The following is a 16,672-nucleotide window of genomic DNA, read 5'->3' on the forward strand; positions in this document are numbered from 1 at the left end:
CAATACTCGGCTCATCTCTGAGCCTCGCCCTGAAGGGCCGCTGCAAGCGGCGTTCAAATCGACCAAGCCGATTTGTCCTTACTCACCCCAGTCACTTACTTGTGTAAGCTCCTGGGGATTAATGAACCTCATATATGAGGTTCCCCCTTCGGACTACGCTAGCGCTGTTCAAATCGGTTTAAAACCGATTTGTCGTGCGATTGCCGCCTGCCTACAACTCGAATTATCTAGGGAAGGCACCCGTTTTTGGTAAGGTTATTGTGCGTCTAGTACGTTGGCCATGATCTGATTTTGCCAGTCGAAATAGGGGTTAAAGGTCAGGCGCACATGGGTTTTACCGTTTTCTCTATACCCCCAATCGGAATACCACAGCGCGCTGCGATCCGCGCAGGCCGTCAGGTCGTTATTGGTTTGTCCGTTGGCGCAAATAATGATGGAGCCTGCTTTGCCGTATTCCTTGTTTTCTGGTGAAAACAAGAGCGACATATGCGATAGCTGGCTGATACGCCATTCAGGTAGCGAGCCGGTACGTACCAAAACGCGCGAGGAATGCACACCAGCAGGGCGGTCGCCATACCAGATCAGGCGGCTGCGCGGGTTGGTAAACTGCGTATCGAACGCGTTGACAATATAGGTCGTATCGACGACCGAATCATGCTCGGCCAGTACGATTAACACCGGTTTGTCATAAGGCTTTTTGGCCAACAGTGAACGAACACCGCTGCTGGAATAATAATATTGGGCGAAACCATTGGTAGGCACTCGCATATAGCGGGTCGCCAACTGCTCAGGGTAACCGGGGCGCGGTGACATTAGCCAATCGGTAAACACGGACAGCAGTGGCGTCATGAAATCGTATTTCTCGTTGGATTTAATGGCGGGTGAAAATAGCACCAATCCTTTGATTTCAGGATGTTGTGAGGCGTACTCCAGAACCAGATTGCCGCCGGTCGAAAAGCCGCCCAGATAGACCTCATCGACCTCTTTACTGAGGATGGCAGCCTGCTCGGCGACCACTTTGCGCCAGTCATCAACGGTGACGTGCAGCAGATCGGAGGGCCGAGTGCCGTGACCCGGCAGTAAAACGGTTCTGACCAGAAAGCCTTGTTTGACCAATTCCGGTGTGACGTCAATGAATGAACCGGGTGAATCTCCTAGCCCGTGCACCAGCAAAATCGCTTTATGCGGTTGACCCGCGTGGCGTGTTTCACTCGGCGTGTTCCAACGTAATTCCAGCTGTTTATCCGCAGTTTGGAAGGCACGATGCTGCGCTACCCAGCGTGTGGTGTCTTGCTGGTAACGCTCGAATGATGTTTGCCCTAATGGCGTGATGTCGCGCGGATTGCTATTGCATCCGACGATGAAAAGCACGCCGATGATAGCGAACAAACCTGTCGTCACTCGTTTCCAGACTGTCCACGAAACGAACCGGAATACGTCTATTGTCATTTATGCTCCTTGCCTGCTGGCAACATCAACCTGCTCGCTAACGGGATATGGCGTTTCGACAACACTATATCTGAAATTATTTGGCAAGCATGGCGCTCAACGTGCTGGCGCGGTGGGGCTTCATGTTATACTTCAGACAAATTGGGTGTTTTTTCTGTCTTTTGGTCAGGCCAATATTACGATGGCCGATGTTGAATAAAGGGATGGCGGTATGCGTTTATATCAGCAGATTGGTGACAATCTTCGCGTGGAAATTCTGAAGGGAAACTATCAGATTGGCGACCGCTTGCCTCCCGAACGTGACATTGCTGAAACCTACAACGTCAGCCGCAGCGTGGTGCGTGAAGCCTTAATCATGCTGGAGTTGGAAAAGCTGATTGAGGTGCGCAAAGGTTCCGGTGTCTATGTCATGCAACTCCCGACCGCACAGGGAAAAGATAGCGTGGTGGATAGCGATTATGGCCCTTTCGAGCTGATGCAGGCGCGTCAGCTGCTGGAAGGTGAAGTCGCAGCGTTTGCTGCAATGCAGGCGACCAAGAGTGACATTGTGAAGATGCGACAAGCCATTGAACAAGAAAGGGCGTCGCTTGAGAACGGCAGCGTGGATGAAAGTGCCGATGAACAATTCCATTGCCTGCTGGCGCAGTCTACCCAAAACAGCGTCTTAGCCAATATGGTGTATGAGGTTTGGCAGGCGCGTAAGCGCAGTCCAATGTGGCAGGGGATTCACTCCCATACCAATGATTTCAGCTATCAGCGCCAGTGGCTGGACGATCATGAACAGATCCTGCGTGCCGTATCTCGTCGTGATGTGAACATGGCGCGTCAGGCAATGTGGCAGCATTTGGAGAATGTAAAAATTAAACTGTTGGAAATCTCGAACGTAGACGACCCAGCGTTCGATGGTTACCTGTTCGAGTCTGTACCTTCACGTCTGGAATCTTGATTCCCCCTATATGTCCCTTCCCGTGTGAATTTTCTCTCCGGCATCGAATCGGTGTACGGAGGGTGAAGATATCAGACCAAATATTCACTTCATGCCTCTTTTTCCATTTCTATAGTCTTTTTATGCATGCTATTAGTCCAAATAACAGATTTTTTGTGTAATTGGTCAATCAATTTGTGAGTTTCGTTTGACAGCCGATTTCGGTGAGGTAGGCTTTTGCTATCTGGACGAAAACCACTATTTTTGGCAAAAAAAGGGTAACTCGGTATGGAACAAACTTGGCGTTGGTACGGCCCGAACGATCCTGTCTCACTGGATGATGTGCGGCAAGCCGGAGCGACCGGCGTGGTGACGGCGTTACACCACATTCCCAATGGTGAAATTTGGTCGGTTGAGGAGATTGAAAAGCGCAAAGCTGAATTGAAGGCGAAAGGGCTGGTATGGTCGGTAGTAGAAAGCGTACCGGTTCATGAAGAGATCAAAACTCAGACGGGGAATTATCAGCAGCATATTGCCAACTATCAGCAATCGCTGCGTAATTTGGCGCAGTGCGGCATTGATACGGTGTGCTATAACTTCATGCCCGTGCTGGACTGGACGCGAACCGATCTGGAATATGCGCTGCCGGATGGCTCAAAAGCACTGCGTTTCGATCATATTGCCTTTGCGGCTTTTGAACTGCATATCCTGCAACGCAACGGTGCCGAAAAAGATTACACGGCGGATGAGCAGGCACAGGCTGCCGACTACTACCGTATGATGAGCGAAGATGATATTGCGCGTCTGACGGGCAATATTATCGCGGGTTTGCCGGGGTCCGAAGAGGGCTATACGCTGGAGCAATTCCGTGGCCGTCTCGCGGAGTATGATGGCATCGATCATGCCAAACTGCGTGAGCATCTTGCGCATTTCCTCCGCGAAATTGTGCCAGTGGCTGAAGCTGCGGGTCTCCGACTGGCTATTCACCCCGATGATCCACCGCGTTCGATTCTTGGGCTACCGCGCGTGATGTCAACGATTGACGACATGCGCTGGTTAAAGCAGACGGTCGATAGCCTTCATAACGGCTTTACCTTCTGTACGGGCTCTTACGGTGTGCGGGTAGATAACGATCTGGTTAACATGCTGGAAACGTTTGCCGATCGCGTGCATTTCACCCATCTGCGTGCCACCTGTCGTGAAGAGAATCCTAACTCGTTCCACGAAGGGGCGCATTTGCAGGGGGATGTGGACATGGTGGCGATCATCAATGCCATTCTGGCGGAAGAGCTGCGTCGTCAAAAGGCGGGTGATCGTCGTCCGATCCCTATGCGTCCAGATCATGGGCATCAGATGCTGGACGATCTGAAAAAGAAAACCAATCCCGGCTACTCGGCAATTGGGCGGTTGAAAGGGCTGGCGGAACTGCGTGGTGTTGAGCTGGCGCTGAAGTGCACGCGGTTTACTGAATTGCAGCAAGGATAATGAAATGAAACAGACCGTGCTTTGTAGCACGGTCTGTTGAAGTGTGATGCGTCACAGGACCCCAGAGGGGTTTATACCCGTCATACTTCAAGCTGCTTGTGCGTTGGCTTCCCTTGCTCACCCCAGTCACTTACCTGAGTAAGCTCCTGGGGATTCACGCGATTGCCGCCTTCACGCAACTCGAATTATTTAGGGTATAGATATGAATTTTAATAGCTGAATTACAGGGCTTTCACGTTTGAACGGCTGACTTTGCAGTTCTTGGTATCCCACTGCTCGTCATGTTTTGTTGGTGTGCCTTTGCCTTTTTCTACACCAGTAAACTCTTCACAGATTTTAGGTTTACCTGCTTTGTAGTTTTTAATACGCAAATCACGGATTTCAGCGACATCACCAAAGTTACGGTTTACGCCAGCGATGCTGTCGATGGTGCCGTTAACGGTTGCGCTGATGATGGTGAGGTTACGTGGGCCACCGTTGTTGGTGCAGTCACCACAAGAGCGCCACAGTTTGCCGTGTTGACCCGTCAGGGTGAAGTTGCCCTGTACGATAGTGTGACTGTTCTTGGAGTTCTGTTGCAGCACTTTGTCCGGCTTGCCGCCAGGGCCATTGGTGGTGTTATGTGCGACACCGCCGACGATGGTCATGGTTTTACCCAGGTTGGTTGCTGCATCTTCACAAACGTCTTCCCAGATCACGTTTTCAATACGGCAGTTGCCTGATTTACAGTGGATACCGTCAGAACCGCCTTTTTCAGAGATACGCAGGTTCTTGATGGTGGCATTTTCCAGCGTGATAACAGGAGGCTGATCGTCACCGTCGCCTTTACAACTCAGACCCAGAGTAATACCGCCGCAGTCGACGGTTTTATCTTTGATAACCGCCCCAGCTTTACATTCTGGACTAGCTGCTTTCAGCGGCGCTGCACGTAATGGCGCTGGCGCTGTTGATGCTGCATTAGATTTCAGGACGCTATTATTGCCGCTAACCGTATCCACCCAATACCAATATTCCGATTTCGGATTAGCGGTTAAATCCGCAAAGGTTCTGTCGGTGGAATTGAGTTCTGCGATTTTTTCGCTGCCAGATTGATTATTACTAGTGCTGCGATACACATCCTGGCGAACTACATTGCCTGCATCGGTAGACCAGCTTAAATAGGTAGCATTATCTTTTTTCAGCAGCATCAACATAGTGTCATCAGCTTGAGCCTGAAAAGAAAAAGCAGCAGTACATAAAAATATCGGTGTTAAATACTTAAACATGTGTTTTTCCTTGTAAATTAAACGGATATTTTTTCTCTTTATTTAGGGAATAAAGAGGGAGTCCTAGCGCATCGAGGGGGATTATATAATAGAGAATATGAAATGAATAATAATTCGGCAGAATTGTTGAGAATAATCAGATTATTTAATTTAGTCTGTTATTATTTTATATTTAATTTTATATATTGTTTATTATATTCTATTTAATTATTTTTTGATGAATTAATAAATATTCGGAAGGTTCTTATTAAAGAATAAGGAAAATGAATATCCTGAAGAGAGAAAAAGCTTACCACTCGCCAACAGCTGCACGTGACGGGATTCGGTTTGTTTCCACGTTCTGTTGATACTTCATTTAATTTTCTGGTGATAATTTAATCACGCGTAAACCGTATGTCTTTTCCAAGAAACACATACCCTAAATAATTCGAGTTTCAGGCAGGCGGCAAGAGAATGACAAATTCGTCTGGAACGAATTTGACCAGCCAACGGCTGGCCTTCGGTGAGAGACAGAATGTCTCTCATTTAATCCCGATGAGCTTACAGAAGTAAGTGATTCGGGTGAGTGACAAATCTGCCAAAGGCAGATTTGAACGCTGCTTGCAGCGGCCCCAGCGGGGCGAGACACACGCAAGTGTGCCGAGTATCGAAGTCAACGTACATGCAACTTGAAGTATGACGGGTATAGGCAAGGTTTTATGTAAATGGACTTTTATTAATCTACATATGTATGTCCGACAATTTTTAGTTTCTATAAAAGTGTTTTATTTTTCTTATTAAGCCAAAAGGAAGCGTAATTCCTTTTTTAGTGACAACAAAATTGCGGATATCTATAAGGTGAGGTTTGACATGGAATATCAATCAGGCAAGCGCGTTTTATCATTATCATTGGGCCTTATCGGCCTGTTTAGCGCATCGGCATGGGCCTCTGATTCACGAACAGTGAGCGAACCGAAAGTACCGTCTTCTTGTACGGTGCTTAAAGCAGACAGCAGCACGGCCACCAGTGCCATTCAAAAAGCACTGAATAATTGCGGGCAGGGAAAAGCGGTAAGATTGAGCGCAGGAAGCTCTTCCGTCTTTCTCAGCGGTCCGCTCTCCCTACCTTCAGGCGCCAGCTTATTAATTGACAAAGGGGTGACTCTGCGGGCTATAAATAACGCCAAGTCTTTTGAGAACTCGCCTTCATCCTGTGGTGTGGTTGATAAAAACGGTAAGGGTTGTGATGCTTTTATTACCGCAGTGAGTACAACGAATAGCGGAATCTATGGGCCGGGCACGATTGATGGGCAAGGGGGCGTGAAGCTTCAGGATAAAAAGGTGAGCTGGTGGGAACTGGCCGCTGATGCCAAAGTGAAAAAGCTAAAACAGAATACCCCTCGGCTGATTCAGATTAATAAGAGCAAGAATTTTACGCTGTATAACGTCTCTCTCATTAATTCCCCGAACTTCCACGTCGTATTCAGCGATGGCGATGGCTTCACTGCATGGAAAACCACGATTAAAACGCCGTCCACCGCCAGAAATACCGACGGTATCGATCCGATGTCGTCAAAAAATATCACTATTGCCTATAGTAATATTTCAACGGGTGACGATAACGTCGCGATCAAAGCGTACAAAGGCCGGGCAGAAACGCGCAATATCTCCATTCTTCATAATGACTTTGGTACCGGACATGGCATGTCGATCGGTAGTGAAACCATGGGCGTTTATAACGTCACGGTCGATGATTTGAAGATGAACGGTACGACCAACGGTTTACGCATTAAAAGCGACAAATCGGCTGCCGGGGTGGTCAATGGTGTTCGGTATAGCAATGTCGTCATGAAGAATGTGGCGAAACCGATCGTGATTGATACGGTATATGAGAAAAAAGAAGGGAGTAATGTCCCGGACTGGAGTGATATCACGTTTAAGGATGTGACGTCGGAAACCAAGGGCGTCGTGGTGCTGAACGGTGAGAATGCGAAAAAGCCGATAGAAGTGACGATGAAAAATGTCAAATTGACCAGCGACAGCACATGGCAGATCAAGAACGTCAACGTTAAGAAGTAGTTCCATTACTCGTTGTTTTGTCATGACAACGTCTAGACTGTTGACAAATATTCTTGCAGAACTAGAACGGTGGTAATGGGATAGAAGAGTAAAGCGTCCGCGCCAGGGATGGCGCGGCTCGAGCTTACAGGGAGGTACTTGCAGCGTCTTTACGATCTACCCATTATCACCGCTCGACTCACTTTGTCAGCAATCGCAGCACCGTTATTTATAAAATGACAGCGTGCATTGAGTGTGCTGACTTAACGCTCACGCAGCGCTTCATTAACCTTATTCAGCGGCTTAATCAGATAATCCAGCACGCTTTTCTGGCCCGTTCTTATCTCTACGCTGGCCACCATGCCGGGCACGATAGGGAATTTTTCCCCGGCTTTGTTGGTTAGTTCTGCCAGCGTGGTACGCACATAGACCCGATAATAAAACTGATCGCGCCTGACTTCGTCCTGAAGGGTATCAGGCGACACGCTTTCGACTTCGCCCGTTAAATTACCGTAGATGGAGGAATCATAGGCGGTGATTTTTACCGTGGCGGGCAAACCCGGTCGGATATAAGCAATATCGCGCGGGTTGATGCGTGTTTCGATCAGCAACTGATCTTCCAGCGGTACGATCTCCATCAATTTACCGCCCGGTTGCAGCACCCCGCCAACGGTCGTTACCTGAATGTCTTTCACAATCCCGCGCACTGGTGATGTGATGGTGGCGCGCTTGAGCTGGTCTGCTTTCCCGCTGACGACTTCCCTTTGTGCTTCCAGATCGGCGTTGTTTTTGACCTGCTCTTCACGCGCTCGCACGGCGTATTGATTGCGAGCTTCATCTATTTTTCCTCGTATTTCAGTAATCTGGCGGCGTAATCGAATCACCTCGACGGCGCTGGCGGCACCGCGCTGCACCAGCGGCTCCGTCATGCGCAGTTCCTGCTCGACCAGCCGCATCGACTGTTGCAGGTTGGCGACCGTTTCGTCGCGATTACGCAAGCGTGATTCATAAAGCTGACGTTCACGCGTGGCCAATGCAGGCTCCTTCATGGTTTCCGCGCTGAATTTCAGCGGTTCGCCGCTGAGCTCGGCGTGCAGGCGTTCGGCGGATGCCCGCAGCGTCTGCACGCGAGAGAAAGCTTCGCCGTAGACGGACTGGAAGCGGTTGATGTCCAGTTGCGCCAGTACCTGCCCTTTCTCAACGACATTGCCCTGTTGTACGTACAACTGGCCGATGATTCCGCCATCCAGGCTTTCAATCACCTGTGCGCGGGTCGAGGGCGTCACCTTGCCAGTTCCGACCGACACCTCATCCAGCACGGCAAATTTGGCCCAGATAAAAAAGACGATCAGCCCCAACAGGCTGAGCCAGATAATGACGGAGACGTGTCGACCTTGGCGTTTCAGGTCATCATGGATCGTGATGCTACTCATTGTGTTTCCCCTTACGCCACGCTCTGTGCGCTATCTGCCGGTTTACTGACGGCCTTCAAAATCTGGTCACGCGGGCCATCTGCCACGATGCGTCCACCGTCCATGACGATCACGCGGTCAACCAGCTTGAGCAGCGCTGGGCGGTGCGTCACCAGAACCAGCGTACGGCCCGAGAGCCAACTGCTTAATTGATGAATAACGTGGCCTTCCAACTGCTCGTCCATCGAGGCGGTAGGCTCATCGAGCAGCACAATCTGAGGATTACGTAACAGCATCCGGCTAAGCAGGATCATCTGCCGCTGCCCGCCGGATAAACCACGCCCGCCTTCATGAATGATGCGATCCAGACTGGCGGCATCCTGTTGAATCAGGCTGAGTGCGCCGCTAATGCGCAGTGCCTGTAGCAATTCCTGTTCGGTGGCATGCGGATTGCCGAGCATCAGGTTTTGCCGCAGGCTGCCGAAGAACAACCGTGATTCCTGTGATAGAAAACCCAACTGGCGGCGGACATCTGCCGGGTCGATCTGGTTGATGTCGACACCATCAATGATGACCTTGCCGCGCGTCGCGGTCGCCTGATTGGCGAGCAGCTTGAGCAGGGTGGATTTACCCGCGCCGACCTTACCTAGCAGCGCCACTTTTTCCCCCGGTTTAATGTCCAGCTTCACGATCTGTAAAGCCGTATCGCCCTGCTCGGGATCGTAGCTGTATTGGACGTTGTGGAGCTGGAAGTGACCCTGAAGGATCGGGCAGTGCGCTATTTTTCCCTCTTCCGGCCGATCCAGCGGCTTTTGCAGCAGATCGTCCAGCCCGGTCATGGCGGTTTTGGCATGCTGCCAGCGGGAAAAGACCATTGTGAGCTGCATGAGCGGGGCGATAGTGCGAGAAGAAAGCAGGCTACAGGCTACGAGTGTACCGGTGGTGATATCGCCTGCTAGCACCAGATAACTACCGAACACCAGCATACCAGCATAAGTTAACTGCTGGACAGTCGACGCCCAGCCGCTGAGCCGAGCACCCCAGACGCGCTGCTTCATCCCGATAGAGGCACTGACTTCGTGTGTCTGCTCCCACTGGCGTTGGAAGTAGGGTTCAGCCTGCAAGGCTTTGATATCTTCGATTCCTTCAATGGACTCGACCAGCACCGCATTACGCAACGCACTTTCGCGCATCCCTTCTTTGGCGAGCTTCGCCATCGGCCATTGCAGCATCAGACCGGGGATTACAATCAGCGGAATCGCCAGCATGGGAATAAATACCAGCGGCCCGCCGATCATCGCCATGATGCCGAGAAACAGAAAGACAAACGGCATGTCGGCTGCCGCACCGACGGTCGTTGAGGTCAGCAGTTCGCGAACCTGATCGATTTCCCGCAGTTGTGAAATAAATGATCCGGTGGACTTGGGACGAGCTTCATTTTTTATCGCCAGCGCCCGGGCGAATAGCATCCCTGACACGTTCAGATCGATGCTCTTGCCCATCAAGTCGGAGACGACGGTACGCGACAAACGGATAGCGTATTCCAGTGCGGCGGCCAGCAGCACGCCGAAAAATAGCACCCACAGCGTCGGGATCGACTGCGCCGGGATCACACGGTCATATACCTGCATGGAGAACAGGATCCCCGCCAGCGCGAGAACGTTACCCACGATAGACGCCAGCGATATTTCTCCGATCTGTCGTTTTGCGCCGCGAAAATGTTGCCAGAACCAGTGCTTGCGGTACGGTTTGACGAAATCATCGATGCGGGTATCGCGGCCACGCTCGGCGATGCCGACCAGCACGATAATACCCTGACTGTGTTTGATGAGTTCTGTCAGTTCCGCTTCACGCTGAAGATCGCCGCCGTCATCCAGCCAGTAGGTTGCGATCCCCTCATCATTCACTGATTCGATGACGATGACGCCGCCGTCGTCTGTTTCTGCCAGCACGGGGAGAATTTTGTTACGCCAGCGGATCTTCTCCGTGTGCCGCAGGCTGATGGTCAGCCCCATCAGGTGGCTGATCTGTTCTAACTGGCGGGCGATGGGGAGCTGTTCATACCAGCTCATCTGCTGGCGTACCGACTGGGCATCGACCACTTGACCGTAGTGGGCGGCAGCACGCGCCATCGCGGCAATCCAGATCTCAGTTTTGGTGACTTGTGTCATGTACATTCCTGCATGTTCTTATCCGGCAGGCAAGCCGGCTTACAGCGACGGGAGCGTCTCGCCACTGGCTTGATAACGTTCAATACCCAGCATATCCAGCAGATTATCGACGGCCGCGGCATAGTTCACTGCCGCCTCCCAGCCGTCGTATAACGCACCGATGCGTGAGGTTTCGGCCTGCAACACGTCTTGTTCGACGCTGAGCAGGTCGTTCAGGCTGCGTTTGCTGAGCTTGTATTCATCCTGATAAACGTTGCGCGTATAGGTCGCGCTGGTGATTTGCTGCTGGCTGGCTTTTTCACGCTGCTGCGCACCGATGAGGTCGGCATAGGCCGTTGCCGCTTTCTGGTTCATATCCAGCTTCGCTGCTTCGACCTCAGCCTGTGCGGCTTCACGCGTGCCTGATGCAGCATCAACGCGTGCGCTGACGGCTCCACCCTGATAAAGCGGGGCTTCTACGACCAGTTGTAGCTGGTCATCCCAATAATTACGCCTGTCGGTTTCATAGCGGGTACGCCCCGCCTGTACGGCAACGGTAGGCCAGTGTTGGGCTTCCGCCTGACGAATACGGTGGCGCGAGGCTTCCTGCTTGGACTGCGCGCTCAACACCGAATTACTCTGTTGGTAAGGGAGCGCCTTGAGCGTAATTTTTTGTTGCAGCAGCACCCGTGGCAGGTCGGGTAGGGCGGTGGGGAGGACGCCAGTCAGCACGCTGAGCTGTGCCAGCGAGGAACGTTCCAGCGCTCGATATTGTTCCAGTGTCGCCTTCATGCCTGCGATGCGGGTTTCCGCTTGCAGGATGTCAGATTGCGTGCTGAGACCCGCCTCGGAACGGAGTGTTGCGATGTCTTTTACCTGACTGAGTGACGTGATGTTGCGTTCAGCTACCTGACTCAGTTCCTGGTAGCGTTTGACTTTCAGGTAAGTGAGCAAGGTTTGCTGGCCGACGGTGGTCATGATGCCATAGAGCTGATAGCGGTAGGCATCCGACAGGCTGTGCTGCTCATCAATGCTGCCGCCCGTCTTACCGAAATCGTACAGGAGCTGTTTCAGCGTGATGCCTGCGGTGGAGTTGTTGCTCATCGTGCCGCCACTATCACTTTGATCTGACCGGCCGACGTTACCGCTCAGGCCGATTTGCGGAAACCAGGCACTTTGCGCCACGCGGAGATCGGCGTCGCCGACGCGAATTTGTGCTGAAGCCTGTGCGATTTGCGGGTTACGTGCGAACGCGCGGAGAATCGCCTGTTTGAGGTCCAGACTATCGACCTGTTGTTCTGTTGGCGCGGTAGACCAGTCAAACGCCACGGCCTGTGCGAACGACTGCGGGCTATAAAAGAAGGGAAGGCTGGTGCAGGCCAGCCCAAGCGCCAGCGCATAACGTGGCGTGTGATGGCATAATGTGCGGGTCAAAAAAGCGTGATTACGCGGAAAAAACATGTCCCTGATAAAAAATCTGAGAAAAAATGGTTTGTGCATCAATTGCCCCTGTTTTCATCACTCTTGTTTTAGTTCCTTTACACATATTTATGCCGCTACTTAGGCAGTTTCTACTGTCTCTTGGGCATATCTCTATGCCGCTACTGAGGCAATTTCGTGCGCGATAATGGCGTTATTTTCATGCTATCTCGTAGCACGCGCCCGACTCGGGACGGCTCAAACGCCGCTCGCCCCGAGACCCCTGGCTTTTGGCGGAAATTATGCCGCTACGCGGTGCCATCGGTGTTCATGAGTACGTTTCGAGCCGCCAGTGACGCGATTACTCGCCCCATTAATGGGACTCGCCCTTCGGGTCAGCACAAGTGCTGTTCAAAAACGTCGTGACGTTTTTGTCTGACGCGGCACTGACTTTCACGGCATCCATGCCGCTCACTCGGTACTCATGCCCACCGATGCATAATTTTTACGCCGAATAGCAGTAAAACCTCACCATAAACTTATAAGAGACAGTCTCCTCGTCAGAGGCTGTGGGGTTAAACCCACGGTTACACCATATTGACGAGCAGCCCTTGCTGCACCAGTACATCTCCCAGGCTGTTGGCGCTATCCAGCGATGAATGGTGGTAGACATCAAAGTGTTGGCCATCAACATCGCGCTGTCCTACCGTGCTCCAGGCTCCTTCGCCTGGAATCAGGTTCACCTTGCTACCTTCGCCCCCGACGATCAGCAGGTCATCTTCTGGTCGGTCGGTGACATTCAGGGCGCGATCGAGATCCAGCGTGATGCTGTTGGTGCCGTTTTGGCCTAAATCGAAGATCTCCACGTTGTCGATTTTCAGCCCCAAGACGGTGAGATCCAGATTGAGCTCGGTGCCATCCAGAACCAGCGTATCAATGCCGTCGCCCCCATCGATCTGGGTAAAGTCGAAGGTTGAGAGCGTAATGAGGTCATCACCTTCGCTGCCTTCGATATCGGTACCCGTTTGCACGCTGCCGCCGGCCAGACTGATGACGACACCGCCGATGGCATACACGCTGTCATCCACTTCGGTGCTAGCGCTATTGTCGATGGTCGTTGTCTCACTGAGCGCGGCGGCTGCCATTTTCGAGCTGACATGAAGGGTTTGCACATCGGTGCTTTCCCCGCTATCGGTCTGTTCACTGGACAGCGAGGCCACCTGAGCAAGGCTGTGATCGTCGACATCCAGCGCCATCATGCTCATCAGCGGTAATCCGAGCACGATGCCTGATGTCAATCCGGCGGAAACCCCAGTGAAATTACCCGCTTGATCGGTGACGGACGCTTCAACCGCCGTACCCAGCAGCGCTGTCAAAATTGCACCCACATTGAAGATGCTGATGCCTAGCAGGGAACTGGTGAAATGCGCGCTCCACTTGCCATCGGCACCGACGGTGCCCTGTAGCGTTTGGCCGAGCAGGGTGACATTGACCTTGGCACCTTGCTGCACATAGCGTGATACCCCACTGACTGTGACACCGTTTGCCAATAGGCCAACCGTGTTACCAATCAGCGACCCAACCGCATCAATACCCAACTGCGGCAATTGGTGCGTTTTCACGATGACATTGCTGCTGGTATTGTTGATGTTGCCGTAGCGGTCGGTAACGCTGACACCCACGGATAAGTTGCCATCGGTGATATTCAACAGGTTGGCGCTCGGTACGCTGATACTCCAGGTGCCGTTGCTGGCGACGGCGGCGCTGAGCGTGAGCCCGCCGACTGTCAGTGTGACGCTACCGCCTGCCGCATTCGTCGTGGTTCCGCTGATGATCTGGTTCACGCCAGCTTCGGCCAGATTCAGGTAACCGTCTCCGCCAAACAGGGAACCGAGGTTGACCGTTGGCAGCGCGTGAACACCTACGCCGATCGAAGCGCCTACGCTGGTCGTTTTCCCTGCCGCGTTGGTCAACGAGGCGTTGAGAGAAAGTGTACCGTCCGTCAGACTATTGAGATCGAGCGAAGGTAGGCTGACGGACCAGGTGCCGTTGTTTTGCACCACGGCAGAATACGTCTTGATACCCAGTGAGATCTGGATAGTTGAACCTATCGCATTGGTGCTGGTGCCACTTATAATCTGACCCGCAGCCGCTTCGACCGCATTCAGCAAACCATCACCGCCAAAGAGTGGGTTGATGGTCAGCGTTGGCTGGCCGTTAATCGCCACGCTAAGCGCGCTGGTTCTTTCGCCCACGTTACCCGCTGCATCCACCAGACGGACGCCGACGTTAGTGGCACCATCGGTGAGGGCTTTTAGGTCGAGGTTAGGAACCGGCAGGCTCCAACTGCCGTTTGCGCCAACTGTCGTGGTGTAGGTTTTGCTTCCCAATGTGACGTTGAGGGCGGTACCGGCTGCCACATTGGTCGTCGTCCCGCTGATAGTTTGTGCGCTCAGTAGGCTGGAGAGATCCAGTACGCCGCTGTTGAACAACGAGTTAAGGGTGATGGTTGGCGGTAATATGGCGATGTTAAGGCCAGTGCTGATGCCATTGCTGTTGCCTGCCGGATCGGTCACCGTCGCGCTCACGGTGAGGTTACCGTTGGCCAGACCGGACAATTGTAGCGGCGTTACGCTGGCGCTCCAGGTGCCGTCATTACCCACGGTAGTGTTTAACGTCAGGGTGCCGATGCGTATCACCACCGACGATCCTGCTATCGCGTTGGTGGTGGTGCCACCGATCGTCTGCGTCAGCGCCGCCTCTGCGGCGTTAAGGAAGCCATCACCGCCAAACAGCGAGCCAAGACTAATCGTCGGCAAGTTTTTGGCAATGATGTTGATGGCGTTATTGACCGTACCAGTGTTGCCGGAGGTATTGGTGACGGATACGCCAAGCGTCGCGCTGCCATCAGCCAGTGCGCTAAGATCCGACGGTTGCAGTGTCAGGCTGAACACGCCACCCGCCCCGACGGTAGATAAGAACGTTTTGCTGCCAAGGGTAACGGTAACCTGCGATCCCACGCTTGCATTGGTTACCAGGCCACCGATAGTTTGTGCTACCACGGCTTCTGCTGCATTGAGGAAGCCATCGCCGCCAAACACAGGGTTCAACGTAATCACCGGCTGTGTGAAATCGAACTTGATACCCGCGCCACCGTTGGCACTATTGCCTACGGTATCTGTTGCGGTTGCGGTCACGGTGAAATCACCATTGCCTAACCCTTGCAGGATACCCAATACGCTAGGGGTGACTGCTACACTCCATTTGCCATCTGCACCGACAATGGCTGTCGCTATTTGTGAACCTGATATGTTGAGTGTAATGGTTCTGCCAATCAGTCCCGTGGCGGTACCACTGAGGGATTGGTTGACCAGCAGATCGGCCAGATTGAGCACGCTATCACCAAAGACCGGATTGAGCGTAATGCTCGGCAGGTTCCTGATGACCGTTGGAACGTTGACGATCTGGCTGGTGGTGTTACCCGCATGGTCGGTGACCGCAACGCCCAGTGCTAAGGTACCATCCTGCAAGGCTTGCAAAGTAAGGGCAGGAACGGACAGGCTCCAGGCACCGCCAGCGCCGACGGCAATACCGGCATAAATAGTGTTACCCAGCGTCACCGTGACACTCGCACCCGCAGCGATATTCACATTGCTGACCACGCCGCTGATAATCTGGCTGGTGGCGACATCAGCCGCATTCAGTGCGCCATCGGTGAAGGCAACGACGGAGTTAATCACGGGTAGTGATTTCAGCACGTCAATGTCGATCAACTGGTTTTTCACGTTACCGTGGGAATCAACAATATCCACGTTAACCTGCAACAGCCCGTTATTTAACCCATTGAATAATGTCGAAGGAAGCGAAACGCTCCAGGCACCGTTGGCGCCCACTGTGGCCTCCACCGTCGTACCCAGCACGGTGACCTGTACTTTCGCACCCAGCGTGTCCCCCGTTGCGTTACCACTGATGACCTGCGTCACCAGCGATTCGGCCAGATTGAGGATGCCATCATTACCGAAGATATCGTTAATACCGGCGCCAAGCGTTTGGTTCAGCGCGACGTCCAGCGTAGCATCAACGTGTGTCGTGTTGCCGGATGTATCGGTCAGCGTTACACCGATGACCTGCGCCCCATCGATCAGACTTTGCAAATCGACAGACAGCACGGGGATCGTCCAGGTTCCATTTGGGCCAACGGTGGTCGTGCCGGTTAATGGCCCTGCGGTGAGCGTCACGGTGGCACCTATTTCGCCCGTCCCAGTAATGGTTCCGCCTGCCAGCGCCTCAGCCAGCGTCAGGATATTGTCATCGAACAGCGCGACGCTGAGTAGCGGGATGGCGGTATCGACGGTAACAACCTGCGTATCGGTGGTGGTATTTCCGGCTTTATCGGTGAGTGTCGCGGTGATGGTGTGGCCACCGTCGGCCAACTGCGCCAGATCGGAGGCGGGGACATTCACGCTCCAGGTTCCTGTTACGGAAACCTGTGCGCTGTAGGTTTTTCCGTTCAGGCTAATCGAGACGATC

General features: G+C 52.8%; 9 protein-coding genes. 3 read left to right on the forward strand and 6 right to left on the reverse strand.

The annotated features are described in order from the left end of the window. Positions 1-255: 255 nt before the first annotated feature. On the reverse strand, positions 256-1,449 hold the full coding sequence (locus tag GZ59_RS05370; RefSeq protein ID WP_039290591.1) for an alpha/beta hydrolase: 1,194 nt from the start codon (positions 1,447-1,449) through the stop codon (positions 256-258). Between the two features lie 211 nt (positions 1,450-1,660). Here GZ59_RS05370 and GZ59_RS05375 point away from each other — a divergent pair, with 211 nt between their 5' ends. Together GZ59_RS05375 and uxuA are read left to right on the forward strand one after the other, a co-directional pair. Next, the gene (locus GZ59_RS05375; protein WP_011092689.1) at positions 1,661-2,395 is read left to right on the forward strand and encodes an FCD domain-containing protein; all 735 of its coding nucleotides are present in this window, start codon (positions 1,661-1,663) and stop codon (positions 2,393-2,395) included. Between the two features lie 267 nt (positions 2,396-2,662). Next, positions 2,663-3,859, forward strand: coding sequence for a mannonate dehydratase (gene uxuA / locus GZ59_RS05380; RefSeq protein WP_011092690.1), 1,197 nt, complete (start codon positions 2,663-2,665; stop codon positions 3,857-3,859). A gap of 221 nt (positions 3,860-4,080) precedes the next feature. Here the strand turns inward: uxuA and pelI are convergent, their stop codons facing one another. After that, a complete protein-coding gene (pelI, locus tag GZ59_RS05385; RefSeq protein WP_011092691.1) occupies positions 4,081-5,124 on the reverse strand; it encodes a pectate lyase PelI in 1,044 nt (347 codons plus the stop codon). Between the two features lie 849 nt (positions 5,125-5,973). On the opposite strand from pelI, the gene GZ59_RS05390 reads away from it, so the two are divergent. Beyond that, the gene (locus tag GZ59_RS05390; RefSeq protein WP_011092692.1) at positions 5,974-7,182 is read left to right on the forward strand and encodes a glycoside hydrolase family 28 protein; all 1,209 of its coding nucleotides are present in this window, start codon (positions 5,974-5,976) and stop codon (positions 7,180-7,182) included. Between the two features lie 242 nt (positions 7,183-7,424). Here the strand turns inward: GZ59_RS05390 and GZ59_RS05395 are convergent, their stop codons facing one another. The 4 genes from GZ59_RS05395 to GZ59_RS23820 all read right to left on the reverse strand — a co-directional run bounded on the left by GZ59_RS05395 (position 7,425) and on the right by GZ59_RS23820 (position 16,671). Beyond that, the gene (locus GZ59_RS05395; protein WP_011092693.1) at positions 7,425-8,594 is read right to left on the reverse strand and encodes an HlyD family type I secretion periplasmic adaptor subunit; all 1,170 of its coding nucleotides are present in this window, start codon (positions 8,592-8,594) and stop codon (positions 7,425-7,427) included. 11 nt (positions 8,595-8,605) lie between these two features. Continuing rightward, positions 8,606-10,744, reverse strand: coding sequence for a type I secretion system permease/ATPase (locus GZ59_RS05400; protein WP_080641344.1), 2,139 nt, complete (start codon positions 10,742-10,744; stop codon positions 8,606-8,608). 39 nt (positions 10,745-10,783) lie between these two features. Beyond that, the gene (locus GZ59_RS05405) at positions 10,784-12,223 is read right to left on the reverse strand and encodes a TolC family outer membrane protein (RefSeq protein WP_039290595.1); all 1,440 of its coding nucleotides are present in this window, start codon (positions 12,221-12,223) and stop codon (positions 10,784-10,786) included. A 506-nt stretch (positions 12,224-12,729) separates the two neighbouring features. After that, positions 12,730-16,671, reverse strand: coding sequence for a beta strand repeat-containing protein (locus GZ59_RS23820; protein WP_336858593.1), 3,942 nt, complete (start codon positions 16,669-16,671; stop codon positions 12,730-12,732). Position 16,672: the final 1 nt, after the last annotated feature.

Origin of the sequence: Pectobacterium atrosepticum (assembly GCF_000740965.1) — a bacterium.
GTDB classification, from domain to species: Bacteria; Pseudomonadota; Gammaproteobacteria; order Enterobacterales; family Enterobacteriaceae; genus Pectobacterium; species Pectobacterium atrosepticum.